At 36.8% G+C, this 24,686-nt stretch carries 22 protein-coding genes; 11 read left to right on the top strand and 11 right to left on the bottom strand.

Translation table 11 applies throughout. The features are described from left to right. Nucleotides 1-195: 195 nt before the first annotated feature. A complete protein-coding gene (locus I8T81_RS15375) occupies nucleotides 196-894 on the bottom strand; it encodes a hypothetical protein (RefSeq protein ID WP_227602141.1) in 699 nt (232 codons plus the stop codon). A gap of 570 nt (nucleotides 895-1,464) precedes the next feature. Between I8T81_RS15375 and I8T81_RS15370 the strand changes: the two genes are divergently transcribed. Beyond that, on the top strand, nucleotides 1,465-2,040 hold the full coding sequence (locus tag I8T81_RS15370; RefSeq protein WP_198071587.1) for a hypothetical protein: 576 nt from the start codon (nucleotides 1,465-1,467) through the stop codon (nucleotides 2,038-2,040). 183 nt (nucleotides 2,041-2,223) lie between these two features. Here the strand turns inward: I8T81_RS15370 and dddY are convergent, their stop codons facing one another. After that, nucleotides 2,224-3,432 carry a dimethylsulfonioproprionate lyase DddY gene (dddY, locus tag I8T81_RS15365; protein ID WP_198071586.1) on the bottom strand — a complete coding sequence of 403 codons (1,209 nt, stop codon included), beginning with the start codon at nucleotides 3,430-3,432 and terminating at the stop codon, nucleotides 2,224-2,226. A gap of 428 nt (nucleotides 3,433-3,860) precedes the next feature. Between dddY and I8T81_RS15360 the strand changes: the two genes are divergently transcribed. From I8T81_RS15360 to zapE, 4 genes are all read left to right on the top strand, one after another. Further along, complete coding sequence (locus I8T81_RS15360) at nucleotides 3,861-4,505, top strand: TetR/AcrR family transcriptional regulator (protein WP_198071585.1); 645 nt, start codon at nucleotides 3,861-3,863, stop codon at nucleotides 4,503-4,505. Between the two features lie 81 nt (nucleotides 4,506-4,586). Further along, on the top strand, nucleotides 4,587-5,564 hold the full coding sequence (acuI, locus tag I8T81_RS15355) for an acrylyl-CoA reductase (NADPH) (protein ID WP_198071584.1): 978 nt from the start codon (nucleotides 4,587-4,589) through the stop codon (nucleotides 5,562-5,564). A gap of 369 nt (nucleotides 5,565-5,933) precedes the next feature. Further along, the gene (locus tag I8T81_RS15350) at nucleotides 5,934-6,836 is read left to right on the top strand and encodes an ArgP/LysG family DNA-binding transcriptional regulator (RefSeq protein ID WP_019457091.1); all 903 of its coding nucleotides are present in this window, start codon (nucleotides 5,934-5,936) and stop codon (nucleotides 6,834-6,836) included. Then, on the top strand, nucleotides 6,829-7,911 hold the full coding sequence (gene zapE / locus I8T81_RS15345) for a cell division protein ZapE (RefSeq protein WP_151683637.1): 1,083 nt from the start codon (nucleotides 6,829-6,831) through the stop codon (nucleotides 7,909-7,911). The genes I8T81_RS15350 and zapE overlap by 8 nt, the downstream gene beginning before the upstream one ends. Before the next feature lie 39 nt (nucleotides 7,912-7,950). Here the strand turns inward: zapE and I8T81_RS15340 are convergent, their stop codons facing one another. The 4 genes from I8T81_RS15340 to I8T81_RS15325 are packed head-to-tail and all read right to left on the bottom strand — an operon-like array spanning nucleotide 7,951 to nucleotide 12,349. Further along, nucleotides 7,951-8,478, bottom strand: a complete 528-nt coding sequence (locus tag I8T81_RS15340) for a cupin domain-containing protein (protein ID WP_198071583.1) — start codon at nucleotides 8,476-8,478, stop codon at nucleotides 7,951-7,953. 20 nt (nucleotides 8,479-8,498) lie between these two features. Then, nucleotides 8,499-10,211 carry an FAD/NAD(P)-binding protein gene (locus I8T81_RS15335; RefSeq protein WP_198071582.1) on the bottom strand — a complete coding sequence of 571 codons (1,713 nt, stop codon included), beginning with the start codon at nucleotides 10,209-10,211 and terminating at the stop codon, nucleotides 8,499-8,501. A 49-nt stretch (nucleotides 10,212-10,260) separates the two neighbouring features. After that, nucleotides 10,261-11,541, bottom strand: a complete 1,281-nt coding sequence (locus I8T81_RS15330; protein WP_198071581.1) for a pyridoxal phosphate-dependent aminotransferase — start codon at nucleotides 11,539-11,541, stop codon at nucleotides 10,261-10,263. 25 nt (nucleotides 11,542-11,566) lie between these two features. After that, a complete protein-coding gene (locus tag I8T81_RS15325; protein ID WP_068936170.1) occupies nucleotides 11,567-12,349 on the bottom strand; it encodes an iron-containing redox enzyme family protein in 783 nt (260 codons plus the stop codon). A 179-nt stretch (nucleotides 12,350-12,528) separates the two neighbouring features. Between I8T81_RS15325 and I8T81_RS15320 the strand changes: the two genes are divergently transcribed. After that, nucleotides 12,529-13,287: a sulfite exporter TauE/SafE family protein gene (locus I8T81_RS15320; protein ID WP_004703552.1), complete on the top strand. Its 759-nt coding sequence runs from the start codon at nucleotides 12,529-12,531 to the stop codon at nucleotides 13,285-13,287. A 429-nt stretch (nucleotides 13,288-13,716) separates the two neighbouring features. On the opposite strand, the gene I8T81_RS15315 is transcribed toward I8T81_RS15320, so the two are convergent. From I8T81_RS15315 to I8T81_RS15305, 3 genes are all read right to left on the bottom strand, one after another. Continuing rightward, on the bottom strand, nucleotides 13,717-15,000 hold the full coding sequence (locus tag I8T81_RS15315; RefSeq protein ID WP_004703550.1) for a ribonucleotide-diphosphate reductase subunit beta: 1,284 nt from the start codon (nucleotides 14,998-15,000) through the stop codon (nucleotides 13,717-13,719). Nucleotides 15,001-15,138: 138 nt separating this feature from the next. Then, a complete protein-coding gene (locus I8T81_RS15310) occupies nucleotides 15,139-15,273 on the bottom strand; it encodes a hypothetical protein (protein ID WP_002120013.1) in 135 nt (44 codons plus the stop codon). A gap of 56 nt (nucleotides 15,274-15,329) precedes the next feature. Continuing rightward, nucleotides 15,330-18,164, bottom strand: coding sequence for a ribonucleoside-diphosphate reductase subunit alpha (locus tag I8T81_RS15305; protein WP_019457086.1), 2,835 nt, complete (start codon nucleotides 18,162-18,164; stop codon nucleotides 15,330-15,332). Between the two features lie 329 nt (nucleotides 18,165-18,493). On the opposite strand from I8T81_RS15305, the gene I8T81_RS15300 reads away from it, so the two are divergent. From I8T81_RS15300 to bfmS, 3 genes are read left to right on the top strand one after another with little or no spacing between them, the layout of a single operon-like run. Continuing rightward, nucleotides 18,494-18,700, top strand: a complete 207-nt coding sequence (locus I8T81_RS15300; RefSeq protein WP_019457085.1) for a hypothetical protein — start codon at nucleotides 18,494-18,496, stop codon at nucleotides 18,698-18,700. Beyond that, a complete protein-coding gene (gene bfmR / locus I8T81_RS15295; protein ID WP_000076440.1) occupies nucleotides 18,697-19,413 on the top strand; it encodes a response regulator transcription factor BfmR in 717 nt (238 codons plus the stop codon). Before I8T81_RS15300 ends, bfmR begins: the two co-directional genes overlap by 4 nt. Nucleotides 19,414-19,445: 32 nt before the next feature. After that, a complete protein-coding gene (gene bfmS / locus I8T81_RS15290; protein ID WP_019457084.1) occupies nucleotides 19,446-21,095 on the top strand; it encodes a sensor histidine kinase BfmS in 1,650 nt (549 codons plus the stop codon). Nucleotides 21,096-21,117: 22 nt separating this feature from the next. Here the strand turns inward: bfmS and I8T81_RS15285 are convergent, their stop codons facing one another. Together I8T81_RS15285 and I8T81_RS15280 are read right to left on the bottom strand one after the other, a co-directional pair. Continuing rightward, nucleotides 21,118-21,471 carry a hypothetical protein gene (locus I8T81_RS15285; RefSeq protein WP_004703515.1) on the bottom strand — a complete coding sequence of 118 codons (354 nt, stop codon included), beginning with the start codon at nucleotides 21,469-21,471 and terminating at the stop codon, nucleotides 21,118-21,120. Nucleotides 21,472-21,564: 93 nt separating this feature from the next. Then, nucleotides 21,565-22,986, bottom strand: a complete 1,422-nt coding sequence (locus I8T81_RS15280; RefSeq protein WP_198071580.1) for a GGDEF domain-containing protein — start codon at nucleotides 22,984-22,986, stop codon at nucleotides 21,565-21,567. Nucleotides 22,987-23,411: 425 nt separating this feature from the next. On the opposite strand from I8T81_RS15280, the gene ndhC reads away from it, so the two are divergent. Both ndhC and I8T81_RS15270 read left to right on the top strand, forming a co-directional pair. Beyond that, the gene (gene ndhC / locus I8T81_RS15275; RefSeq protein ID WP_004703510.1) at nucleotides 23,412-23,963 is read left to right on the top strand and encodes an NADH-quinone oxidoreductase subunit A; all 552 of its coding nucleotides are present in this window, start codon (nucleotides 23,412-23,414) and stop codon (nucleotides 23,961-23,963) included. Nucleotides 23,964-23,969: 6 nt separating this feature from the next. Then, nucleotides 23,970-24,647, top strand: a complete 678-nt coding sequence (locus tag I8T81_RS15270) for a NuoB/complex I 20 kDa subunit family protein (RefSeq protein ID WP_002050353.1) — start codon at nucleotides 23,970-23,972, stop codon at nucleotides 24,645-24,647. The last annotated feature ends 39 nt before the right edge of the window (nucleotides 24,648-24,686 follow it).

The raw sequence follows: 24,686 nt of genomic DNA, 5'->3' as shown, positions 1-24,686 counted from the left end.
ATTTATATCAGATAAAAATTACATTTCGCATAAGGCGTATTATATTAATTTTAGATTTTCTTCTTAATTCGAAAGAAAGGTTAAACCCTTTTATTTTTTAACACATATAGTTTTATTTGTATTTTAAAAATATAGATTATCGTTTCAATCGTAGGGGTAGTTTAATTTGCTTAAATTACTCTGTGTAAATTTTATTTACATATACAATGCTCCTTGAACTAGATGCTCTTCCTTTAAATCATCTGTACATGATGTCAATTTATTTGATTCAATCATGTATTTCTTTAAAAACTCAATTTGCTGAGTATCGAGTAAATACTTACAAATATAGCTATCATAAGAATACGAAAGCCAATCATTGACAAATATTAAATAATAATTTTCCTGATCAATATTGAATAACAATTCAGTATGCTGATACTGATCTTTCACTATGAACAAACAAAAATTATCCCACTTCAAGAATTCAGTTCGATAAGGATGGCATTCAAAATATTTAGAAATTTTTTGCCCCTGTATGACTTGAATTTCTGGTAAATACTCAAGCACTCTTCTGATTGAAATTATAGTTGCACTAAAACTTCGTTCTGCCCCAAAACTATGACCCTCGTTAATCCACTCACCTTGAGATAATTCAGCCTCAATAACATAAGATTTTAAAACTTCAGTTGGTCGATCATATAAAGTATTCAGTTCTGAATGTGGAGGGAGCCAAAGCAAATAATATCTCCCATTTTTAGTATGTTGAGCTTCAGAGTCTTGTAAAGAAATTTGGTATCTTTCACCAACTCTAGGCAAAAGCTCATCTAACTTTATGATGGACTCCCAACTTAAATCCCAGTTTGTTCGAGACCAATTGGCAGAAGCAAGTAGTTCAATTTTATTTATATTCATTTTGACCATTTATCAGCAATTGCTTATCCCAGAATTAACTTTAACTTAAATCCCTTACAAACCACTAGCTAGCCAACAAAGGTTCTGTGGCATTAAGGATAAACTGACGAAAACATATTATATCAATCATCTTATCCAAATAATTATTATTTAACATAATGGGCGTTATCTGAAATAATATTTAAAAAGATTTTTAAAATCAGATTGTTAATAATTTTTATCTACTACAAAAAAGCAAATTCCGATTTTGACATAAATCGGCTTTTTTCGAGCAGATTTGATAGTTCTCGCCAATCATTTTGACTAAAAATCACTCTTTATAACTTGAGTGAGATATAACTCGGTTTAACTTAAAATTTCTTTTTGAATTCAAAATTAAAATAAAAGCTAATTTTTATCACAACACATATTCTTGTATTTTTTTGCTATTTACCTTAGCAAAACTATTAAAAAATTATGTAAAACAAGAAAGAATATGGATTGTAAATTTTCTTGTATGTGTCGGTACTTTTAGTACAGGTATTTTATTAACCTCTGTTTTTTTACTATTGTTTTATAGTGGGGATAGTTGTGATTTATAAACTTAAAATGTGGATCTCTGCTGAAGTGGTTGATCCATTTTTTTCATTATATTCGTATATTTATAAAAATTTTGTTCTTGTCCTTTCCTTAAGTTTCTGTGTGATTGTACTGCTTTGTACTCTTAACCCAAGTATAGTTTTTACTCCTAGAAAAGAGAGTTTTGTTGTTTATGAGCCTGAATTTCATTTTAAAGATAGACGTATAAGGTCGTTAGTTGTAGAAAGAGATAATAAATATTTTGTTATTAATTGTGCATATTTTAAAAATGAAAATGGTTCATTTTGTGATTTATATAAACCTAGAAGATTGCTTAAATTAGAAGGAAGTTTTTTTCCTTACCCTTCAATATTTCTTGATGGTAATAAAATTGTAGCTAGTAGTGTTCGTTTTGAAGATGAAAAGGGGAGAGTAATTAATTTTTCAACAAGTGAAGAAGAAGTTGCTTCTTGGTGGATTTGGGTTATGTTTCCCACCTTATTGATGAGATATTTAATTTTAATCTGGCTAATGGTAGTTGCTTTAATATTACTTTTAAAACTAATTAAGTATAAGAAAGAAACCTAATTTTTATTTAAAAGTGGCTTTGCTTTCCTGTCGAGTTGAAAGGTAGATGTAAAAGAGGGCTGCTATTTAATTTTTAGATTTACTGCAAACTCATTTGTTAAGCTTGCAGTAAGTTTATCTTATAAATATTTCTGCAAAAAGCCTTCTTCAACGACTTATTTTGCTAAGAACTTGGAAGGATTCTTAAGGTTTCCAGTCGTGTAATTTACAAATTACCTTTTCTTCAGGTTTCATTTTCTTTATATCTTTTGGATCACCTGAGATAGGTTGGCATAACCGAGTGGATTGCTCATTATCTTGTCCAGTTGTACGAGCCCAAACTGTGACTAAACCAGAATTTTGAATTGTTTGATTACAGCCCTCAAGTGCATGGAATGCATGAATTGAATTACGTTCAAAGTAGGTGAGCCACTTCTGGTCTGGATCTTGATTGGAAAACCACTTTTTCCATTTACCTTTTGACCCATCGATCTGAACGTTCCAGCCTTTTTCACTGCGTTTTTGTTTGAATTGGTCGCTGTCCCAGTGCATCACCATAAACTTATTTTGATCAATACACTGAGGTTTGGTCAGTGTCATATAAATCTCTTGAGGGTGGTGATAATGGTATGGATAAGATGTATTGAATAATTGTACAGTCATGCCAATTTCTGCCCCCACTTTTTCACCATCAATTTCCTTAATTCGCAAGTTACCCCAAGGCCCCATGACTTCCGCATAAAGATAACCACCACGGAAACGGTCGCTTCCCGCATTTGAGTTTTCTGCGTATAGCGGGATCCAACCTACGGAAGACCAAAGCGTTGGTAGCCCCTTGATGCTGACATCCTTCTTCCAGTGTGACTTAGTGTCGGTACGTGAAGTAATTGCTAAGAAATTTTCGTTCAACTCTAAGCCTGCTGCACCAATTGTGCCCCCCATTTTTTTGTAGTAATCGGTTAGTAATGGACGGTTAATCCATTTTGAGGTTGCTGACAAATTTTGCACTTGTAGGCTAGGGGTGTAGAGTGTGAAATCTTTATAATTCTTTTGTGGGTCGAAACATGCCTTTGCTTTGTCTGGCTCGGCTAATATAGCTCTAAGGTGTTTCGCAACCAGTTCAACATCACGGTATTTCATAATACAACGTGTTTGCGCTTTTCCTGTTTCGGAAGAATAAGTTTGGGTCGTTGCTTGCGCTGAGTCTTTGCACTGACCAGTAGGCGTTTCAAGTGCTCTTAGATATTGGTCTAAATAGACTAGGGACTCGGTCCAGAACTGGTCAACAAGCTTCTGTTCATCGGCAGTCAAGTGTGCAGGTTTTACATCGTCTTGGCATTTGAACTCAGCCGCTTGTGCTTGAAAGCATGCAAGCGTAGTTCCAATAACTACCCCTAAAATTCGTTTATTCATGATTCTATCTCTGTTGTTATCGCTAAGTGGAAGAGCTTGATATTTCTACTTAAAGTCTCTAATTTTTTTGCACTTTAAAATGATGTAACGAATAAAAAGCTGTGTAAGTCCTTACATTCGTAACTAACTTTATAGAGTTAGAAAATACTTAAAAATTATCCTAAATATTGAAGTTAAAAATGAAAATCTAAACTTCTATTAAAGAGCACAAAGCTTAAGTTTAAAATGATTTTCACATTTTATCTTTTTGATTTAAAACAACTAATTAATTTTAAATAAGTCTACATTATACTTTTTTTACAAAGTTGAAGATCATAAAGTATCTAAAAATTTCGAAAGTCATTGTCAGAAAAAATTATATAAGTTGTTGAAATCAATTTTAATCTAACAAGATTGCTATTTCTAGATGGATGGTCTATTTTATAAATATGAATTATTCGAATTTACCCAAAAGACCACGTGGTCGGCCCACTAAACATGGCATCAACTATGCAGATACGAAAGACGTATTAATACGTCGTGGTATTGAATTGCTTACAGAACGTGGAATGAATGCCATGAGCTTAGATGATCTCATGAAGCCTATTCAAATCCCTAAAGGCTCGTTCTATCATTATTTTGAAAACAAAGAGGCGTTTATTTTAGAAGTCCTAGATGCTTATGAAACTTATTTTGTGAAACGATTAAATAAGTTTTTAAGTCAACCTGATCTTACACCTCAAGAAAAACTACAAAACTTTGTAAAAGACGCTGGAGAAAAACTACAGAAATATGATTTTAAGAGGGGTTGTATTCTGGGGAACTTAGGGCAAGAAGTTTCTTATTTGGCTCCTGAAATTATTGCTCGAATAGAAAGTATTTTTCAGGTCTGGCAGAAAATGATTTCTGATTGTTTGCGTGAATTTTATTCTCAATACAGTTTAGTAGATTGTAATGAAGTGGCTTACCAATTTTGGATTGGGTGGGAAGGCGCAGTTCTCAGAGCGCGTTTAATCAAATCTACGAGTCCTCTAGAAGCATTTTATCGCTTGTTTACATTAGGTGTAGAACAGCTCAATAGCGTAAAAAATTAATTAAAAAATAAATGCAGGTGTCTGCATTTATTTTTTAATTAATTCTAGATAGTTAGTCTAATTAAGTGGAGAGGAAGTTCTATGTATAAAGGTATTGTAATCACTAAAGATGATGCTGGTTATCTGGCAAAGGTTGTTGAGATTAGTCCAAAGCCTTTGCAGGAAGGAGAGGTAACAGTTGAAGTAAAATATTCAACATTAAATTATAAAGATGCTTTAGCCATTACTGGGCGTTCTCCCGTAGTGCGTAGTTTTCCACTAACACCAGGTATAGATTTTTCAGGTGTTGTAATTGAATCAAAACATCCAGCATGGAAAAAAGGAGATGAAGTTCTATTAAATGGCTGGGGTGTTGGTGAAAAATATTCAGGCGGTTTAGCTGAACAAGTGACTGTTTCAGGTGATTGGCTCATACAGAAACCTTCTGCTTTTTCTTTTAAAGATACGATGACTATTGGTACAGCAGGTTATACCGCTATGCTGTGTGTCATGGCTTTGCAAAAGCATGGCATTAAACCAAATGATGGAAAAATTTTAGTAACAGGTGCAAATGGTGGAGTGGGTAGTATTGCCATTATTATTTTGAGTCACCTTGGCTATGAGATTACAGCATCAACTGGTAGACCCCAAGAATCAGAATATTTAATGAGTTTAGGGGCAAGCGAAATTATTGATCGCGCTGAATTATCTTCACAAGGAAAGCCGCTGAATAAGGAAATTTGGGCAGGTGTGATTGATACTGTGGGCAGTCATACTTTAGCGAATGCATGTGCTAGTACAAAATATCGTGGTGCGGTGGCTGCTTGTGGTCTGGCGGGTGGAATGGATTTCCCTGCAACAGTTGCTCCATTTATCCTGAGAGGAATTACGTTGTATGGAATTGATAGTGTTATGGCACCAATCGAGCTAAGAAAAGAAGCTTGGGAGCGTTTAGCTACAGAATTAGATAAAACCAAATTGGAAGCAGTAACGACTGAGATTCAGTTAAGTGATGCCTTAAATTTTTCAAATGAAATTTTAGATGGAAAAATAAGAGGTAGAGTTGTTGTAAAGCTCTAAGCCTTTAAAAGAGCTTTAATGACTCCTTGGGTACCTTGTGGTGAAATGATTTAAGTTTATAAAAACAAAAGCCATCCACTGAGATGGCTTTTTTTTAGAATAATTTCAATTGTCGTTTTTCTTTGATAATACTTAAACTTACCAGCTTAATGCACCACCAGTTTGGGAGTTAGATACTGCATTTTAATTAATATTGAATTTAATTAGGATTTTATTAGTTTTACTAATTAATTGCATGTGTGTTACTCATTTAATTAAAATAAATAATGATTATTTAGCAGAAGTAATACAATTGTAGTATTTCGTATTGTCATACCCATTACTATGATTAAGAAATATAACTTTAATTAATATAGATAACATTTAAAAATGCTAGACAAAACTAAATGCGACGCCTTTTCGGCCGTCGTTGAAACAGGAAGTTTCGAAAAAGCTGGTAAAAAATTATGTGTATCTCAGTCAGCGATTTCTCAAAGAGTTCGATTATTAGAGGAACGATTAGGGAATGTATTATTAGTTAGAGAAAGACCATGTAAACCAACACCATTTGGAGCTGAGTTATTTGCTTATCTTCAACGAGTGTCTTTATTAGAGAATGTTTTTTTAAAATCGGTCATCGATAATAATAAATTTAAGCCGTTACCCATTGCTGCGAGTATCGGTACATTTGAGTCATTGCTTTTCCCTATATTAGCCAAGTACTGTCTGTCTGAGGCTATTACAATAGATGTAAAAATTGATACGCTTTGTAATACCATCGAACTCTTAAAAAGAGGAGAGGTTCAGGCCTGCATTACTTCCGAGTCTGAGATAATTAGAGGGTGTACAAGTGTATATTTAGGTAATATGGTTTATTGCCTAGTTGCCTCAGAGAATTTTATTAATAAATGGTTTAAAAATGGAATTAATAGAGAGAGTCTGCGTTTAGCTCCTTTAGTTTTATTTAATGAAAATGAAAGAATATATTTCGATTTTTTAGAATCTAACTTCGGACTCAAAAAATCAATGATTCCTTTTCATATTATTCCTTCAACTGACTCTTATATTTCTGGACTTGCTTGTGATATGGGCTATGGAATAATGCCTATATGCAAGATAAATCAGGATTTATCGAATCAGGGCATAAAGGAAATTTCAAAAGAATATAGGATTAAGATTCCATTATACTGGCATCAGCTTTCTTATCTTTCTCCAGCAGTTTCAATAATGAATGATATTATTATTAAGCACTCAACAACAATCTTGGCTACCGTAGGGAATGAAGATGCTTAAGCATGAGGGTCAAAGTCCACTCGAGATATACAACTCTATGATTGATAATGGCGTTGTTCTTGCAGATCCGTCTCAGCGACAAGCTATTGAAACATTAAATGAGATTTGGAATAAAATTGAAAACCAGTCTAGTCATTTCTTTAGTCCCCAGATTAAAGGTCTGTATATGTGGGGAAGTGTAGGAACAGGCAAGACATGGATTATGGATTTATTCTATAACTCTCTTAATTTTAAAAAGAAAATGAGAGTGCATTTTCATCATTTCCTAAAAGATGTTCACAAGCAGCTTATTGCCTATCGGGGAAATAAAGATCCTTTAAAGCTGATTGCTAATGACATAGCAAGCAACTATAAGCTCATTTGCTTTGATGAGTTTTTTGTATCAAATGTTGCCGATGCAATGATACTTTCAAATCTATTTAATCTGCTATTTTCAAAGAAAGTGATATTGGTTGCTACCTCGAATATTGACCCTGAAGATCTTTATAAAGATGGTTTAAATCGCGATAGATTTTTAGAGACCATAGATCATATCAATAAGAATTGCACAGTCTTGAAAATCGGTAATCAACTCGATTATAGAACCATTAAAGAAAGCAACGCCAAAGACCATTTCTATAGATTTCCATTAAATGAAGAATCAGAACAATGGCTTCATTCGGTTTACCAGCAACTTACAAATAACCAGAAAGAACTCAAGACGAGCATCATGATCAACCATAGATCAGTCGAGGTTAAATCTTGCTATAAGAATGTGATTTGGTTCGACTTTGAAAACCTTTGCCGAGAAGCCAGAAGCCCAGCTGATTATATAGAGATAGCAACGCAATATGACTATGTGCTCATCAGTGGAATTGGTGATTTAACAGATAGAATCTATGATACCGTGAGACGTTTTATTTATTTGATTGATGAACTTTATGATCAAAAAATCAAACTATACTTTGCTGCTTCACAACCATTAAATCAATTATATAAAGGCGAGAGGCTTAAATTTGAATTTCAAAGAACGTATTCACGATTACAGGAAATGCAAAGCATAAGTTATAACAAGGAACTTCAGGAGCCTGCTTGAATATATGACTATGCTTTGCATGACTAACACGCAGTTGGATTAAGCAAAAAAGTACGATTTCTTTGGAAATTTTGACTTATATCCATTCTGCAAAAATACTTCTAATGCTTGAATAATGTCTGCTTGTTCCTCGTTACTAATTTCCTTTTTTCTATTGTTTTTAAAGTCTTCAATAATATATTGAATGTCAGCGTTATAGTCCTTAATAAAAATATCTGAACTCAGTCGAGTTTTAGGTTCAATATTGGCAAGTAGTGGTTCTATTTCTTCAATATTTTTAAAAAATTCAATACTAAACTCTCCAATTTGAAGAATGATATAACGGCTTTCAACCTCAATATCTTTATTTGCAAATCTGTGTCTAACATTAGGGGGAATTTGAAAAAAGTTTCCCTGATTAACAATATATTTCTGCTGCAAATCTGGTAACTCAACCTGAATAGCACCTTTTGAGCAGTACACAAGATCGGGGATATGAGTATGCTTATGAAACGGAAACAGGCTATCTTTTAAATTGCACAGCACTATCCTAATATCGCGGTCATAACAAAACTGATGCATTTCCATTGATCATTTTCCTCGTCCGATTAACTAATTTTATAGAGTTGTTCTGGCGTAAATATAGGTTCACTCAGATGCTTTTGAAACAATTCAACCCAATCAGTCGAGACAGAATCAGCCGCATCAACAATCGCTTTGGAAAAGTTACGTTCATTCTGCCAGTATCGGGTAAGCACACCAAAAGAGTAAAAATACTCCGAGGGCTTTATAGTCCCTCTACGGTTTTCCATCAGTTTGTAGGTCTCTAAGCCATCCAGCATCAAACCTCCAGTGTTATATTCATCCTCCATATTCGGGACAATATTCTTTTGCTCTAACAATGATTTAACCAATGCTGAGGGATGTTTGTAGATATCAAAGTCTTGACTGATCGTATTCACCACAAGATCAAAATCAAATGAATGCCCTAGATCATCAATGAGCTGTACATGGCTATCCATTATTTTTAGAGGTTTGTTGTTATAGCCGAGTTTGAGTGATTGAAGTAGGTCAGCTTCAAATAGGCATTTCAGCTTTTGTGCATTTTCCAGTGGGATTGGTACGGCAAGGCGAATGAATAAGTGATCAAATTCTTGGTCATAGCGTTTTTTATCATGACTGCTTAAATAGCGGTAAAACTTCATTCTTCGTACTTTAAGAATGATCATATTAATTAAGTCATTAAGCTCTTGGTGCTCTAGATCATATTTCAACTTTTCATAAGCATTGGCAAATTTCAAGTTGCACAAGTCATTGAATGACACTTCACCATTAGTTGCATTTTTAAGCTCAAGGTCAAGCAGATGCAGAATATCATCTAGTGATAAAACCTGATTTAAGTGCTGCTGCAACTCAGGAAAAGATTCATGAGTGAAATACTTAAAGTCATAGTTAGGCTTATTGCCTCGTACCGCTGGAAAGTATCCCGAACGACTAACAACATAGGCTTTGAAGTTTTCATCTGTCACGGCCTTCTGATAGCTTGAGAAGGTTCCGTTTTCATTTACAAACGATCCTTCGCTAAATAGAGTGATGACGGTATCAACACCACTAGGGCCCATACCGCGAACAAGAACATTTGGCTTATGATCTTGTCTAATAATGTCATTAAGTCTCATTAAGACTTTTTGAAAAGGGTAGGGTTTTACGAATAAACTCTGTTCAGAGTCTAAACGAATTGCAGTCCAGTGTCCGATAGTCAGCAACAGCTTAGAAAACCCTTTTAATTCAATTGTTCGATTTAGGTTTTGATTCTTAATAACTAAATTATAACCGCCTTTAGCCTCGTAGCCATCGATAGCTTCATAGCCATTGTAAACTTCAACTTTTATACGATTTAATTTGGCTAATTCTAGGTATTTTTTGAATCTATCATTCAGATAGATACCGAACAAAGCTCTAGGATAAAAAGCGTTAGGATCGGGGAAGACCTGTGGTTCACCAGCCAAAGATTTCTTATAAACTAGGTGGGGATAATGAGTCATCAGATGGTTTTTATTTTCTACCATCCAATCCACAAAGTCGTTATCCCAAAGCGACATTGAATGGGCAGGGTTATTACACAAATGACCAGCCAATAATTCGTCTTTGTCGTATGGATTCCCATGTCCAAGAGATTCACGCATTTCAACAAGAGTAATAGAGCATGACTTATGATCAATCTCGTGATTTAGTAATTTTTTTACAAAGCTGATGAAGGTACACGTACCTGAGAATCCCATTCCAATGATACAGAACTTTTTCAAAGTAATATCGTCCATAAAAATGTAAATTCAGGAAGTTAAAAATTAACTTCCTGAATAATATGAGTTAGTTCAATTTCTGAAGGGCTTCTTTAATACGTGCTGCGGCTGCCTTTAGAGTCACTGGATCACGTCCACAATTCATGCGAATGTAATGTCGAAGGCTATCGATGTTTTCACCAAAATGCATGCCTCCAATAGAAGCAACTTTTGCTGTTTCCAAAAGATATTGATCGGCTGAATCAAATCCTAGCTTTTGGATTTTGTCGCCATACTTTGACAAGTCCAAGAATAAGAAAAATCCACCTTCAGGCTCAGTCACTTCTAAACCAGTGCAGCTTTTTAAGTCTTCAATGAATGTCTGCATGTTCTGTCTTGCCACTATCGCACGTTTCTTTGCAACGTCATCCATGTATTCTTGCATTGCTTCATGTGTCGCAATTTGAGCATAAGTCGAAGCAAATGAGTTTAAGTTTACCTGTACCTTTTCCATAACTTTAATCAGTTTGTCCGAAGCACAAATATATCCAGATCGGTCGCCGTGCATTCCATAGGTTTTACCGGGACCAGTGATATAAATGGTGTAGTCCCACATAGAGTGTGTTTGGTCTTTAAACTGCTGGGTAATATTTGAAATGTTTGCAGGCTTAGTATTCAAAATATGTGATTCATACGGACAATCAAAAAGCACATAGATTGGGCTTAGACCTTTTGACAAACGTTCGGCATTGGCAGTCAAAATTACTTTTGAAATCGACTCTAATTCATCACGAGTATAAATTTTGCCAGAAGGGTTTAGGCAGTCACCAAGAATGATAATTTTGGTCTTATCTGTAATGGTTTTTTCTAACTCAACTACATCAATCGCTTGGTTATAAAAGTCTTTGACATAGATTGGTTTAGCTTTACCTAAGTGCAATTCAATCATGTCTGCGTAATGAGGCCAGTTTGGTACTGGGTAAATCACTTCATCGTCTGGATTTATAAGTGTATGAAATACCACGGTGATAGCACCTTTAATACCGCCAGGAGTGACCATGATTTCAGTATCTGGATTGAAGCTGATATCACGTAAACGCTTCACACGCTCAGCAATAGACTTTCGTAAGAAAGGGAAGCCTTTGACTGGGGCAAACTCATGGATAATTGCAGCATTATTTGAAATATAATTCTTAACTGCATCATCAATACCGCTATTGGTTTTTTCATCCAAAGTACCAATACTTAAATCAATGACCTGATCATCTACGCTAGACTTTTTATTTAACTCTAAAATTTTCGCCTTAGTTCCGTGTGTAATTGATTCACGTAAATTCAAGGCTGCTTGTGAAATACCTAAGTTTTGCATTGTGAAATCTCAAAATCCATTTTAATTAAAGTGATACAGCTTGATCAAACATTGCATTCCACATCTTAAGCTGGGCTTTCAATGTTTCATTTGCACCAAACTTAATCTCATCAAGGTCTTCTTGGTTATTACAGTTGTTATGGACACACTGTTTAGCATCTTGAGCATGACGATCTTCGACGCCATTTTCGATATGGGCGTTAAAATAGACCTCAACTTTCTTAATGAATTCACTTGGATCAAGGTTTTTGTTATTGAATCGGAACGCTTCACGGAATACGGTAAGCATCTTATCAGCATGGTTTTCTAGGGCCATGACTGCCCCCAACATGCGAGGATAACTACCCGTAATCAAACCTTGGATAGTATCTCGATACTGCAATGTCTCTGCGATGATTCGATCACTATTCTTAGCCTGTTGAACCTTCATCTCTGGAAGATTGTATTCTGCGGCGCCAAATACATTCAGCGCATTCTCCATAAAGATTTCATGGCACTTGGCTTTTTCACCCATACCAGTTTCTTCACTTAAGATGTGAGTGAATAGGACTAGAGTGTCCATATCGTTTTCAAAAGCAGATCGCGAACATACATGAGCAATCCCTTTTACGGTTAGCTCGGTACGATAGAAGAAGTTGTCACGAAATAAGATATATGATTCTGGCGTCCATGAAGTAGAAGTCAAATGCTTGAAATAATTGTTTTGGAAAATTTCATGATCATCCATTTTAGTAATGAATTCATCTAACTCAGCACTAATCGTTCCTTTACAATCAACATTTCCATTGATGATTACTTTAGAGTTCATTCTTGAATTATCCTTTTATAATGAAATTTTTTTTTACAGCGAAATTTTTATAACAAAGAAATAATCAAAAAAAATGAGTATTAAATATTTTAATGTTTGATAAAATTATCTAATATTTATGTGATAATTTATATTTTAGTGTAGTTTGGCTTGGTTAAAAATCAAAAATGGAATTTTAAATGTATCTTTTAGAAGATTTTTCAGTACTGCAACTTTCAATAATGTTAATAACAATAGTATGCTCTTATATTATTTTTGGAATGGTGGGTTTTGGAACTGCATTAATTGCGAGTCCTGTATTACTTAACTTTTTGCCTCTCTCACAAATTATTCCACTATTAGCTTTACTAGATATGTTCGCTGCCATTTCAAATGTCATTAAAGATGGTAAGAAGGCAGACTTTTCTGAATTAAAATTTCTAATACCACTTATGTTTGTCGGTAGTTTTCTTGGCTTTATACTGCTGATGAGAGTTAATGCAAGTTACGCACTGCTAGCATTTGGGATATTTACTCTTTTATATGCGATTTACTCATTAAGTGGCTTTAAGCCACAGAAAAAACTAGAGAAAAAATTTGTTTTTCCTTTTGGCTTATCTGGTGGTTTCTTAGGGGCTATGTTTGGTAGCGGTGGGTTTTTATATGCGATTTACCTCAATGGGCGAATCGAAACTCCAGAAAAAATCCGTGTCACTCAAACAACATTAATTGGATGCAGTACGGTTTTTCGAGTCATTCTATTTACTACAGCAGGTGTGTATTTTTCTGATAACTTATTGTCACTTGCACTTCTGTTTATCCCATCGATGTTGATAGGTGCATTCATTGGCAAGCGAATTACACTCAAATTGTCTAAGCAGCAATTCTTGAAAATTATTAATTTTATTGTACTGCTATCTGGAATATCGATTATTGTTAAATACGCTTTAACAGTATAGATCTATTATTTTTCATTCCTAAACCAATTGATTTAGATATTAATAATTTTACTCTTGAATTTATTTTATTTTTTAATAATGAAGGATGAAATACATATACTGCTTTATAGAAAATATTAATCAATATATTGATACCTGTAGTGGAATAAAAACAATTAATTAATATCCATTTATAAATTTTAATAGAGTGATAGTGGATTCTGAAAAAAGTAACGATAGAATCAGTAAAGTTTTCATTAAACTCATTTAAAATTAATTTGAGTGAAAACGTGGTAAGGAATACATATAGAAGCTGGCAATTTAATAAGATTGCTGAAAATCTGCATATATATGATCAAGACTTAGCATCTTGAAAAAAGTTTAATAAATACAAGCCAAGAAAAAACCGCTAATAGATAGCGGTTTTTTCTTAATTAACTAAGTCGAAACTTACCAGCTTAACGCACCACCAGTTTGGTAGTCAGTTACGCGAGTTTCAAAGAAGTTCTTCTCTTTACGTAAGTCCATCATCTCTGACATCCACGCAAATGGATTCGTTACACCAGCAAATTGCTCTGGTAAACCTAACTGAGATAAACGACGGTTACAGATGAATTTCAAGTATTCTTCCATCATGCTTGCGTTCATACCCAATACACCACGTGGCATTGTGTCACGTGCATATTCGATTTCAAGCATAGTACCTTCAAGAATCATTTGAATCACTTCTTGTTGGAACTCGGCAGTCCAAAGGTGAGGGTTCTCAATCTTGATTTGGTTAATCATGTCGATACCAAAGTTCAAGTGCATAGACTCATCACGCAAGATGTATTGGAACTGTTCAGCAACACCGTTCATCTTGTTACGACGGCCCATACTCAAAATTTGAGTAAAGCCACAGTAGAAGAAGATACCTTCAAGTACACAGTAGAATGCGATCAAGTTACGAAGTAAACGTTGGTCGTTTTCAGGAGTACCAGTGTGGAAAGTAGGGTCACTTAAAGATTGAGTGTACTTAAGACCCCAAGATGCTTTACGTGCAACAGATGGAATCTCGCGGTACATGTTGAAGACTTCGCCTTCGTCCATACCTAAAGATTCGATACAGTATTGGTAAGCGTGAGTGTGAATTGCTTCTTCAAACGCTTGACGCAAGATGTACTGACGGCATTCAGGGTTAGTAATGTGACGGTAAATCGCCAATACTAGGTTGTTTGCAACCAAAGAGTCCGCAGTCGAGAAGAAACCTAAAGAACGCATAACAATAGTACGCTCATCTTCGGTTAAGCCATTTTCAGACTTCCAAAGCGCGATGTCATGGTTCATGTTAACTTCTTGTGGCATCCAGTGGTTTGCACACCCGTCAAGATACTTCTGCCAAGCCCATTCGTATTTAAATGGAACAAGCTGGTTCAAGTCAGCGCGACAGTTAATCATGGCTTTGTCGTCAACCTGAACGCGTTGCGCGCCCATTTCTAGCTCTTCAAGGCCAGGAGCAACGTCTAAATGTTCTAAGGCTGCAGAGGCTCTAGCCATTGTATCGGAGGCAACTGTTGGTCGCACGGAATGGGTTCCAGCGGATTGTGGAGCTGCCACGCTCGGCGATGATGGCTGCGCAGTAGATACATTCTGCGAATCTGGCGTTTTTTCCGGTTGGATGGCCGCAGACTTGTGTTCAGGTGCAGCCGGTTTTTGCGAATCATCTTCAAAATCGTCCCAACTAAGGATAGACATTTTTGTTCTCTCTTCGTTGTATATATCTATATTTGACATCTCTTAAACGAAGATGTCCCTACTATACGCTTTTAATGTGTAAACAAAATTAAGTTTTATTAAGGTATGACCAAATTTTGGGCCTTTGGTCTCTACTCACTACAACTTATTTTGCTTACGCTGTTGCTTACGTATCGTAATGAATGCGTAAACCATCGGCATATAAAAGAAAATAAAGGCAAAGATTAATACTCCAACACCAAGCATATAATTATGGCTGAGATGAGAAAGCATAATCTTTACCTCTTTTAAAATTGCTCTTTAGTGAAAAAGAGCAATTTTATTGAATGTTATTGGCAAGCTTCGCAATCAGGGTTGTCGATTGAGCAAGCCATTGGTACAGGAGCTGCTTGGGTAAAGCCTTCTTCTTCAACCGCTGCTTCTGGTTTCTTCGCTTCTACAACAGGGGCAGCAACTGGAGCTGCTTCAACAGTCGCAGGTTTAACCGCGTTTAAAGCACCTGTGTTAATTGTAGATTTTTCAGCAGAAGTCGCACCTAAAGCTCGGAGGTAATAAGTCGTCTTAAGACCACGTAACCATGCCATCTTGTATGTGATGTCAAGTTTCTTACCGTTTGCACCAGAGATGTAAAGGTTAAGTGACTGAGCTTGATCAATCCATTTTTGACGACGTGATGCAGCATCAACGATCCAACGTGTATCTACTTCAAACGCAGTAGCAAAGATTGCTTTTAATTCTTCAGGAATACGAGCAATTTTTTGTACTGAACCTTCAAAGTGTTTAAGGTCGTTAACCATTACTGTGTCCCAAAGACCACGGTCTTTCAAGGCACGAACAAGGTAAGGGTTAATAACAGTGAACTCACCAGACAGGTTAGATTTCACATATAAGTTTTGGAATGTTGGCTCAATAGACTGAGAAACACCACAAATGTTAGAGATGGTTGCCGTTGGAGCAATTGCCATCACGTTTGAGTTACGCATACCGTCTTTTTGAACTTTGGCACGTAAAGTGTCCCAGTCTAAACGTTGAGTACGGTCAACTTCGAACATGCGCTCTGGACGAGATTTCGCAACAATTTCTAAAGAGTCGATTGGAAGGATACCTTGATCCCACAATGAACCTTTGAATGTTGAGTAAGAACCACGTTCAACAGCCAAGTTGCTTGAAGTTTCAATCGCGTAGTAGCTAATCACTTCCATTGATTCATCTGCAAAATCAACAGCAGCGTCTGAACCGTAAGCAATACCCATCTCGTATAGCGCATCTTGGAAGCCCATGATACCCATACCTACAGGACGGTGTTTCAAGTTAGAGTTTTTCGCTTGAGGTACAGCATAGTAGTTAATGTCGATAACGTTATCGAGCATACGTACTGCTGTTTTGATTGTGCGAGCTAACTTCTCACGGTCTAACACACCACCTTGAACGTGTTGTACAAGGTTAATCGAACCCAAGTTACATACTGCAATTTCGTCTTGATTTGTATTCAAGGTAATTTCAGTACATAGGTTAGATGAGTGAACTACACCAACGTGTTGTTGAGGTGAACGTAAGTTACATACATCTTTGAACGTGATCCAAGGGTGACCAGTTTCAAACAACATAGAAAGCATTTTGCGCCATAAGTCTTTAGCACGTACTTTCTTGTGTAGCATGTTAGTTTCTTTCGCTACAGACTCATAGTAAGCATAACGCTCAGCAAATTCAGCACCAGTTAAGTCGTGCAAGTCTGGAGTTTCAGAAGGGGTAAAGAGTGTCCATTCACCATCTTCAAATACACGTTGCATAAACAAATCTGGAACCCAGTTCGCAGTGTTCATGTCGTGTGTACGGCGACGGTCATCACCAGTGTTTTTACGAAGCTCTAAGAACTCTTCGATGTCTAAGTGCCAAGTTTCTAGGTATGCACATACAGCACCTTTACGCTTACCACCTTGGTTTACGGCAACAGCAGTATCGTTCGCAACTTTCAAGAATGGAACAACACCCTGAGACTTACCATTTGTACCTTTAATATAAGAGTTCAAGGCACGTACAGGTGTCCAGTCATTACCTAAACCGCCAGCCCATTTAGAAAGCATCGCGTTATCACGCATTGCACCATAAATGTCATAAAGGTCATCGCCAATCGTTGTTAAGTAACAACTTGAAAGCTGTGGACGTAATGTACCTGAGTTAAACAGGGTAGGCGTAGAAGCCATATAGTCGAAGCTAGACAATAAGTTATAGAACTCGATTGCACGCTCTTCTTTATCTTGCTCATTGAGTGCAAGACCCATTGACACACGCATGAAGAATAATTGTGGTAATTCGAAGCGAACGCCGTTTGAGTGAATGAAGTAACGGTCAAATAGAGTTTGTAAACCTAAGTAGGTAAACTGATTAGAGCGTTCTGGTTGAATTGCTGCTGCTAATTTTTCTAAGTCGAAGTCAAGCAAGTCAGGTGAAAGCAAATCAAGCTCTACACCTTTTTTCAAGAATGCTTCGAGTGCATTGTTTTCAGCAGTATCAGTTGGTAGACCTAAGAAAGCTAAACCTGTACCCACTAATTCATTACAGAGCAAACGTGCAGTTACGTAAGTGTAGTTTGGTTCTTGTTCAATACGGGTACGTGTTGCCATCATCATGGTCGTAGCAATATCGCTTTCTTTTACGCCGTTATATAAGTTTTTAACGGTTTCATCCACGATCGCTTGAACGTCAATACCTTCCAAACCTTCAGCTGCTTTAGAAACTGTAGCTTGTAATGCACTTAAATCAAGTGGCTGAAGCTGACCGTTTGCGTCAGTAACTTGTAAAGTAGGGTGGTGGTTTGAGTTTGTTTGCTGACGAGCGTTAGCGCGTTGTTCACGGTAAATCACATAAGCGCGGGCAACTTTTTGTTCCCCAGTACGCATTAAAGCAAGTTCTACTTGATCTTGAATTTCTTCAATGTGGATCGTACCGCCCGATGGTAAACGGCGAGTAAATGTATTTAAAACCATTTCCGTCAACTGGGTAATACGGTCGTGAATACGGCTTGAATCCGAACTCTGTTGACCTTCCACAGCAAGAAAAGCTTTACCAATCGCAACGGAAATTTTATCTGCATCAAATGCAGCAACATCTCCAGTGCGTTTAATCACCTGAATTTGACCGGGAGTCGAAGTAATTACGCTCATGCCAGCATAGCTCCATTGTCACTTTTGTTATGTTCATAGACCGTTTGAACCGAGCAAAAAACATGCCACGATATTTGAGGGATAAACACAAGACTTAGTAGTTAAAGTTTATTTTCAACACAAGATACGGGATTTTTTAAGCTAGATCAATCTTGACTTTTTAGTAATTTTTTATCTGTATGATTTGTCGGAAGATAGCATAGCAAAGCTATTAAAAAACGCTTATAGATAACTTTGTGGATAACTCAAAAAACAAGCACTTGAATGAATTTAAACTCCGCCAAGAAATAATTTGTTTAATATTCATACATAGGAAATATGAATAGATTATGACTTTTAATAACAATAAACAGATATTAAAAATACTTGGAAATTCAAAGATTAATAAAATGCAACAAAACATGGTTGTCATGTATCAGTTTGGTGAACGCCTACTTGTTTACAATGTAAACGTGTGTATATTGCAAATGATAAACGAATGTATCTGCAAGATTTTTAAGATGCATGTAATGAGATTTATAGGGGCAATGATATGAGCCAAGAAGAAAAGTTACCAAAGATTCTGATCGTTGAAGATGACGAGCGTTTAGCACGATTAACTCAAGAATACTTAATCCGCAACGGCTTGGAAGTTGGTGTGGAAACTGATGGTAACCGTGCAATTCGTCGTATTATTAGTGAACAACCAGATCTTGTGGTCTTGGATGTCATGTTGCCGGGTGCCGATGGTTTAACCGTTTGTCGTGAAGTTCGTCCACATTACCATCAACCTATTTTAATGTTGACTGCACGTACTGAAGACATGGACCAAGTACTTGGTCTGGAAATGGGTGCTGACGATTATGTCGCTAAACCAGTTCAGCCACGTGTATTGTTAGCGCGCATTCGTGCACTATTACGTCGCACAGATAAAACTGTTGAAGATGAAGTTGCACAACGTATTGAGTTTGACGACCTTGTCATCGACAATGGCGGCCGCTCTGTAACGTTAAACGGTGAACTTGTTGACTTTACAAGTGCTGAATATGACCTGTTATGGTTGCTTGCATCAAACGCTGGTCGTATCTTATCGCGCGAAGATATCTTCGAACGTTTACGTGGTATCGAATACGATGGTCAAGACCGTTCAATCGATGTGCGTATTTCGCGTATTCGTCCAAAAATTGGCGATGATCCTGAAAATCCAAAACGTATTAAAACTGTACGTAGTAAAGGTTACTTGTTTGTTAAAGAAACCAATGGATTGTAAAATCTGATTAAACTTCCTATAAGGTTGGTCGAGTGTTTAAACACAGTATATTCCTGCGAATATATGCGGGGCTGGTAATTCTTGTTGTTTTGGTGGCTGTTTTTGGGTATTTACTGGTACAAATTATCAACTACCAACGCGCGCAAGAATACCGAGAATCTTTAACTGATGGTATTTCTTATGTCATTAGTGAAGGGGTCGCTCGACAACCTGGGAAGCAGCAAAAGATAGATTGGATTTCTGACGCATCTGATTTGCTCGAACTTCCAATTTACTATACCGATGCAAGTAAGGTTGAATTGTCTCGAACCGAGAAAAAGCGGATCGAGGCACAAAAATCTGTAGTTCGTTACGATGCAAGCAATAGCATTGCTTATGTAATTATTGGCTTGCGTGACGACCCGCAGCATTATTTATCTATAAAAGTCGACAAAATTAGTGAACGCCAAATGAAGGCTCTTCCTATTTTTGTACTTGACTATCTCATGTTTTATCCGGGTCAGGAACAAGAGTATCTTGCCAAGATTCAAAAACATTTCTCATATCCAATCAATATTCAAAACATTCAAGATATAAATCTGGATTCTGAACAGATTGGACGTTTACGCCAAGATCAAAGCGTGATGTTGTACAAAGATAGTGCAACAGTACGCGGTACAACTATTTCGATTGTCTCTCCAATTCCGAACCATCCTACGCAAGTTTTGGTGTTAGGTCCTGTTCCAATGTTTAACTGGATGCCTTTACAGCTTTCTGCGGGTATTACCTTATTTAGCTTGTTCTTATTAAGTTTAGGTGTTTATGGTTTGATTTTGCCGTTAGAGCGCAAAATTCGACAAGTGCGTTATGCATTAAACCGTATGAAATCGGGTGATTTGTCATTGCGTGTTCCTATTGAAGGAAGTGATGAAATGGCAAACTTGGCTTCAAGCTATAACAATATGTCTGATCATATTCAGCGTTTAATTGAAGCTCAACGTGAGTTAATGCGTGCCGTGTCTCATGAACTGAGAACGCCAGTAGCACGTATACGCTTTGGTACGGAAATGTTGGCCGAAGAAGATGACTACAATCATCGTATGCATCAGGTCGACATGATTGATAAAGATATTGAAGCACTCAATACCTTGATTGATGAAATCATGACTTATGCAAAATTAGAGCAGGGCACACCTTCGTTAGATTTTGCAGAAATTGTGCTGTTTGAAGTGTTGGATCAGGTTGCTGTTGAAACTGAAGCCTTAAAAACGCAGAAAGAGATTGAGCTCGTTCCACCACCTTTATATGTCAAGGTGGATGCAGAGCGTCGTTACCTTCACCGTGTTGTACAAAACTTGGTTGGCAATGCAGTTCGTTATTGTGATAATAAAGTGCGTATTACTGGTGGTATTCACAGTGATGGCATGGCTTTTGTTTGTGTTGAAGATGATGGGCCGGGTATCCCTGAACAAGATCGTAAGCGTGTATTTGAAGCCTTTGCTCGTTTAGATGACAGTCGTACGCGTGCCTCTGGTGGTTATGGTCTGGGACTTTCAATTGTAAGTCGTATTGCTTACTGGTTTGGTGGTGAAATTAAAGTTGATGAAAGCCCAAGTTTGGGTGGGGCACGTTTTATTATGACTTGGCCAGCACATCGATTTAAACAACCCCCATTAAAAGCCAATAAAAAAGCACCTGCATAAGGTGCTTTTTTTATTGGCTGATTTATAGTTGAGTCGCGTCAGGCTCTAAAATCGGTTTGCCGCTTCTTAGACTGTTGAGAGCATCTGTATTAAAGTCAATTAACAGCGAATTATTTTTAGCATCAATTTGATATTTTTGAATAAGAGGTTGGTCTCCATTCAAAGTTTCAACTTTATATGAATCCGCAATATGTAAAATGCCTTCTAGGTTTGTCGTGGTTGATGCGAAATCTTGTCTAAAAATTTCATAGACATCTCTCAAGTCAAAAATGGCATTATCTGCATCTGGATGTTTTTGAATATAGCTTTCTATATGTCGCACGAGTAATTGCGCGAACAAGTAATAGTCTGGTTTATGCGTATATTCTAGATTCATACATTTTTCTCCTTATTATCTGTTATTAGCATACATGGCAAAAACAGAAGTTATTGTATAAAATTCATTACACTAGATGATGACTTTAAAATATTACAAAGAAATAAAAACCCGATTACGTCCTTGGCGTTTAGCTTGATAGAGTGCGTCATCGGCTTCTTTAAATAGGCTTTCAATAGACCGATGGTGATTTGGTGAATATAGACTTATACCAATACTGACCTGTACAAAAATAGGTAATTTCCCATAAACATAAATTGGTTGCTGACTAATCTTGGTACGTATTCTTTCAGCGAGTTCAAAAGCGGCTTCTTTATTAGTATCAGGAATAAAAATTGCGAACTCTTCGCCACCAAAACGTCCTAGTAAATCATGAGGGTGCAAAATATTTTGTATAGTGGTTACACAGGTTTGTAAGGCTCTATCTCCAATTAAGTGGCCATAACTATCATTTACCTTCTTAAAATGATCGACATCTAGCATAAAAAAAGCAGATGTTTTATTTTCCTTTTGAACTTTTTCTTGAAGTATACGAACTGATTGTAAAAATTGGCGTCGAGTTAAACTAGATGTGAGCTCATCATGGGCAATAGCATGTTGAAGTTTTTGAATTAACTCAGAATGAAGTGCACTAATACTAGAAACAGTCAGTGGCGCAAGCGTCATCATAATTAATCCAATACGAATTGAAATGGTATTGCTCAGGTAATCTTCTGGATAAAGTAATAAATAATGACCAGAGACATGGTAAATAATATAAGCACTGGTAAATGAGGTAATTAGGGCGACTACAATAGGTTTGTAGCGTATAGCACACCAAACTAAAGCTGCGATTGGATAGAGTAAAGAACCTGGCCCAGAGTCGTAATAACTTACTGTAATTGAAATTAATACAGCTAAAAAAGGCAATAAGTCGATAATGCTTATATGCTCCCGATGACCATTAAAATAACGTTTTATTTGGGAGTAAGCAGGGATATTGAGCAGTATAGGAAGTAAGAGTAGGGCATTTTGTAGTTCTGATGTCATCCAGTAACCAAACTCAGCCCAAAAGCTGCCAAGCATAAACTTGGTATTAAACATGGGCACAAAAGTCGCGGCAAATAAAGCGCCAACTAAACTGCCTATGCCACATAACCCGAATAAAAAAAGGTAAGAATAACCACGATGAGCAGATCTAATGTGTTGACTTAAACATAGATACAGCACTAAAGAGGTAACAACATAAATATAGTTAGATGTTGTTAGGATAATAGTCAGTAAAAATGGTGTGCCTTGAATAAGGTCGGCAATAACATATCCAGTATATGCGCCAAGAAAAGTACCGAGTTTACGTGTTTGAGGATAGCGAACCAGTAATCCTAATAAAACTGAATTGGCCGGCCAGAAAAAAGCCAGAAAACTAAGGGGCCGAGATGCAATTCCAATAAAGCAGCATATCGAAATAATGATCGTAAATAGAATGAAAAATTTCAGGAAGGAAGAAAATGAAAGTTCACGAAGTGAGTATGGCATCAGCTGCCCTTAATGATAAATACCCTTATCCAAGAGTAATAAATATTATGCATGATTAAACATTCATCATAATTCAGAGCAGAAGATGAATACAATAAAAAACCGCTTAATATTATAAAAAAGTAAGTTGTTTAATTTGACCAAATGAACGATTGTTCAAATAATATTAAAAATCAAAAAATGAAAAAAATCATCACAAGCATAAAAACTATCAAATAAACCGATTATGAACGGTGAAACCCCCTCTACAAGACATAGATGAATACTTTTGATTAGAAAATCATCCAAAAGACTAAGACGCTTCAACTAGCATGCGAAATTAGAAATCAGGTACAATTGGCGGGATTAATTTTGTGTTTGGTGTATTCAAAGGCCAATACATACATTCTTTGTTAAATAATAGGCCTGCCAGGAGTTATCCCCGCATGAGTGCCATTACTCCATACGACTGGGCGATTATCGCCTTCGTGATCGGCGTTACATTTCTTTGCGTCTTTATGCTCACAGTTCCCTTACTCCTCGGGGGAAAATCGTGGGGACGTGCTAAGCAAGAGCAGTTTGAATCAGGTGTCGTGAGTGCTGGTGGCGCTCGCATTCGCCTGTCTGCAAAGTTCTATTTAGTTGCAATTTTCTTTGTTGTATTCGACTTAGAGGCACTTTACCTCTATGCATGGTCTACTTCTGTGCGTGAAGTAGGGTGGTTGGGATATACCACTGTTGTGATCTTTGTCGTTGATCTATTGATTGCGCTTGTTTATGCCTTCTCTGTAGGTGCCTTAAGTTGGTCACCAGCAGATCGTCGTAAATCAGCAGGTGAAAAGATCAAAGTTGGTTCACCAACAATGAATATTGCTGAAATTACACGCTTTAACTCTATTGAAGAGCTCGTAACTGACCCTACAGGCCAGATTCCAGCCCAATCATCAGGTCGTGTTAAGTCAAAAACTACACCTGCATTGTCATCTGAAAAGGAGTAAGTCGGGATGAAATATACTCTGACCCGCGCGAATCCGGATGCTGATCAATACCCATTGCAAGAACGTCAAATTGTGACTGATCCGCTTGAAGAGGAAGTGAATAAGAATGTATTCATGACTCGTTTAGAGGATGTCTTGCATACAGCAGTAAACTGGGGACGTAAAAACTCTTTGTGGCCATTTAACTTTGGTACCTCATGTTGTTACGTTGAATATGCAACGACTTTAACAGGCGTGCATGACTTGTCCCGTTTCGGTGCAGAGGTTATTCGTGCTTCACCTCGTCAGGCTGACTTGATGATTGTTGCAGGTACCTGTTTTGTCAAAATGGCTCCGGTTATTCAACGTTTGTACGAACAAATGTTAGAACCTAAGTGGGTTATTTCAATGGGTGCTTGTGCAAACTCTGGAGGTATGTACGACATCTATTCAGTAGTACAAGGTGTAGACAAAATTATTCCTGTTGACGTGTACGTCCCAGGTTGTCCACCTCGTCCTGAAGCATTAATTCAAGCATTAATGCTTTTGCAAGACCAGATTCAATTAGAGCGACGCCCGCTTTCTGCCGTGATTGGTGATGATCTTCAGCCAGTGTATAAGCCAAAGATGATGCCAGAACGTGATCGTAAGAATGCGCAGCGTATTGCCGTTAAAAACTTACGCTCTATGGATGAGATTAAATAATTTTTGACGGTGTTTTGACATGTCTAACCGATATGTTCA

The sequence above is a fragment of the Acinetobacter seifertii genome (assembly GCF_016064815.1).
Taxonomy (GTDB): Bacteria; Pseudomonadota; Gammaproteobacteria; order Pseudomonadales; family Moraxellaceae; genus Acinetobacter; species Acinetobacter seifertii.
Note: the sequence above shows the minus strand (reverse complement) of the source record. Positions and strands in the feature narration are given on the sequence as shown.

What these genes read in the sequence shown, in the direction of transcription:
- I8T81_RS15285 (WP_004703515.1), bottom strand. Translation starts at nt 21,471, where the DNA reads ATGAATCTAGAATATACGCATAAACCAGACTATTACTTGTTCGCGCAA.
- I8T81_RS15350 (WP_019457091.1), top strand. Translation starts at nt 5,934, where the DNA reads ATGCTAGACAAAACTAAATGCGACGCCTTTTCGGCCGTCGTTGAAACA.
- I8T81_RS15330 (WP_198071581.1), bottom strand. Translation starts at nt 11,541, where the DNA reads ATGCAAAACTTAGGTATTTCACAAGCAGCCTTGAATTTACGTGAATCA.
- I8T81_RS15325 (WP_068936170.1), bottom strand. Translation starts at nt 12,349, where the DNA reads ATGAACTCTAAAGTAATCATCAATGGAAATGTTGATTGTAAAGGAACG.
- dddY (WP_198071586.1), bottom strand. Translation starts at nt 3,432, where the DNA reads ATGAATAAACGAATTTTAGGGGTAGTTATTGGAACTACGCTTGCATGC.
- zapE (WP_151683637.1), top strand. Translation starts at nt 6,829, where the DNA reads ATGCTTAAGCATGAGGGTCAAAGTCCACTCGAGATATACAACTCTATG.
- ndhC (WP_004703510.1), top strand. Translation starts at nt 23,412, where the DNA reads ATGAGTGCCATTACTCCATACGACTGGGCGATTATCGCCTTCGTGATC.
- I8T81_RS15320 (WP_004703552.1), top strand. Translation starts at nt 12,529, where the DNA reads ATGTATCTTTTAGAAGATTTTTCAGTACTGCAACTTTCAATAATGTTA.
- I8T81_RS15360 (WP_198071585.1), top strand. Translation starts at nt 3,861, where the DNA reads ATGAATTATTCGAATTTACCCAAAAGACCACGTGGTCGGCCCACTAAA.
- I8T81_RS15310 (WP_002120013.1), bottom strand. Translation starts at nt 15,273, where the DNA reads ATGCTTTCTCATCTCAGCCATAATTATATGCTTGGTGTTGGAGTATTA.
- I8T81_RS15315 (WP_004703550.1), bottom strand. Translation starts at nt 15,000, where the DNA reads ATGTCTATCCTTAGTTGGGACGATTTTGAAGATGATTCGCAAAAACCG.
- I8T81_RS15340 (WP_198071583.1), bottom strand. Translation starts at nt 8,478, where the DNA reads ATGGAAATGCATCAGTTTTGTTATGACCGCGATATTAGGATAGTGCTG.
- I8T81_RS15375 (WP_227602141.1), bottom strand. Translation starts at nt 894, where the DNA reads ATGAATATAAATAAAATTGAACTACTTGCTTCTGCCAATTGGTCTCGA.
- I8T81_RS15280 (WP_198071580.1), bottom strand. Translation starts at nt 22,986, where the DNA reads ATGCCATACTCACTTCGTGAACTTTCATTTTCTTCCTTCCTGAAATTT.
- I8T81_RS15335 (WP_198071582.1), bottom strand. Translation starts at nt 10,211, where the DNA reads ATGGACGATATTACTTTGAAAAAGTTCTGTATCATTGGAATGGGATTC.
- acuI (WP_198071584.1), top strand. Translation starts at nt 4,587, where the DNA reads ATGTATAAAGGTATTGTAATCACTAAAGATGATGCTGGTTATCTGGCA.
- I8T81_RS15270 (WP_002050353.1), top strand. Translation starts at nt 23,970, where the DNA reads ATGAAATATACTCTGACCCGCGCGAATCCGGATGCTGATCAATACCCA.
- I8T81_RS15300 (WP_019457085.1), top strand. Translation starts at nt 18,494, where the DNA reads ATGACTTTTAATAACAATAAACAGATATTAAAAATACTTGGAAATTCA.
- bfmR (WP_000076440.1), top strand. Translation starts at nt 18,697, where the DNA reads ATGAGCCAAGAAGAAAAGTTACCAAAGATTCTGATCGTTGAAGATGAC.
- I8T81_RS15305 (WP_019457086.1), bottom strand. Translation starts at nt 18,164, where the DNA reads ATGAGCGTAATTACTTCGACTCCCGGTCAAATTCAGGTGATTAAACGC.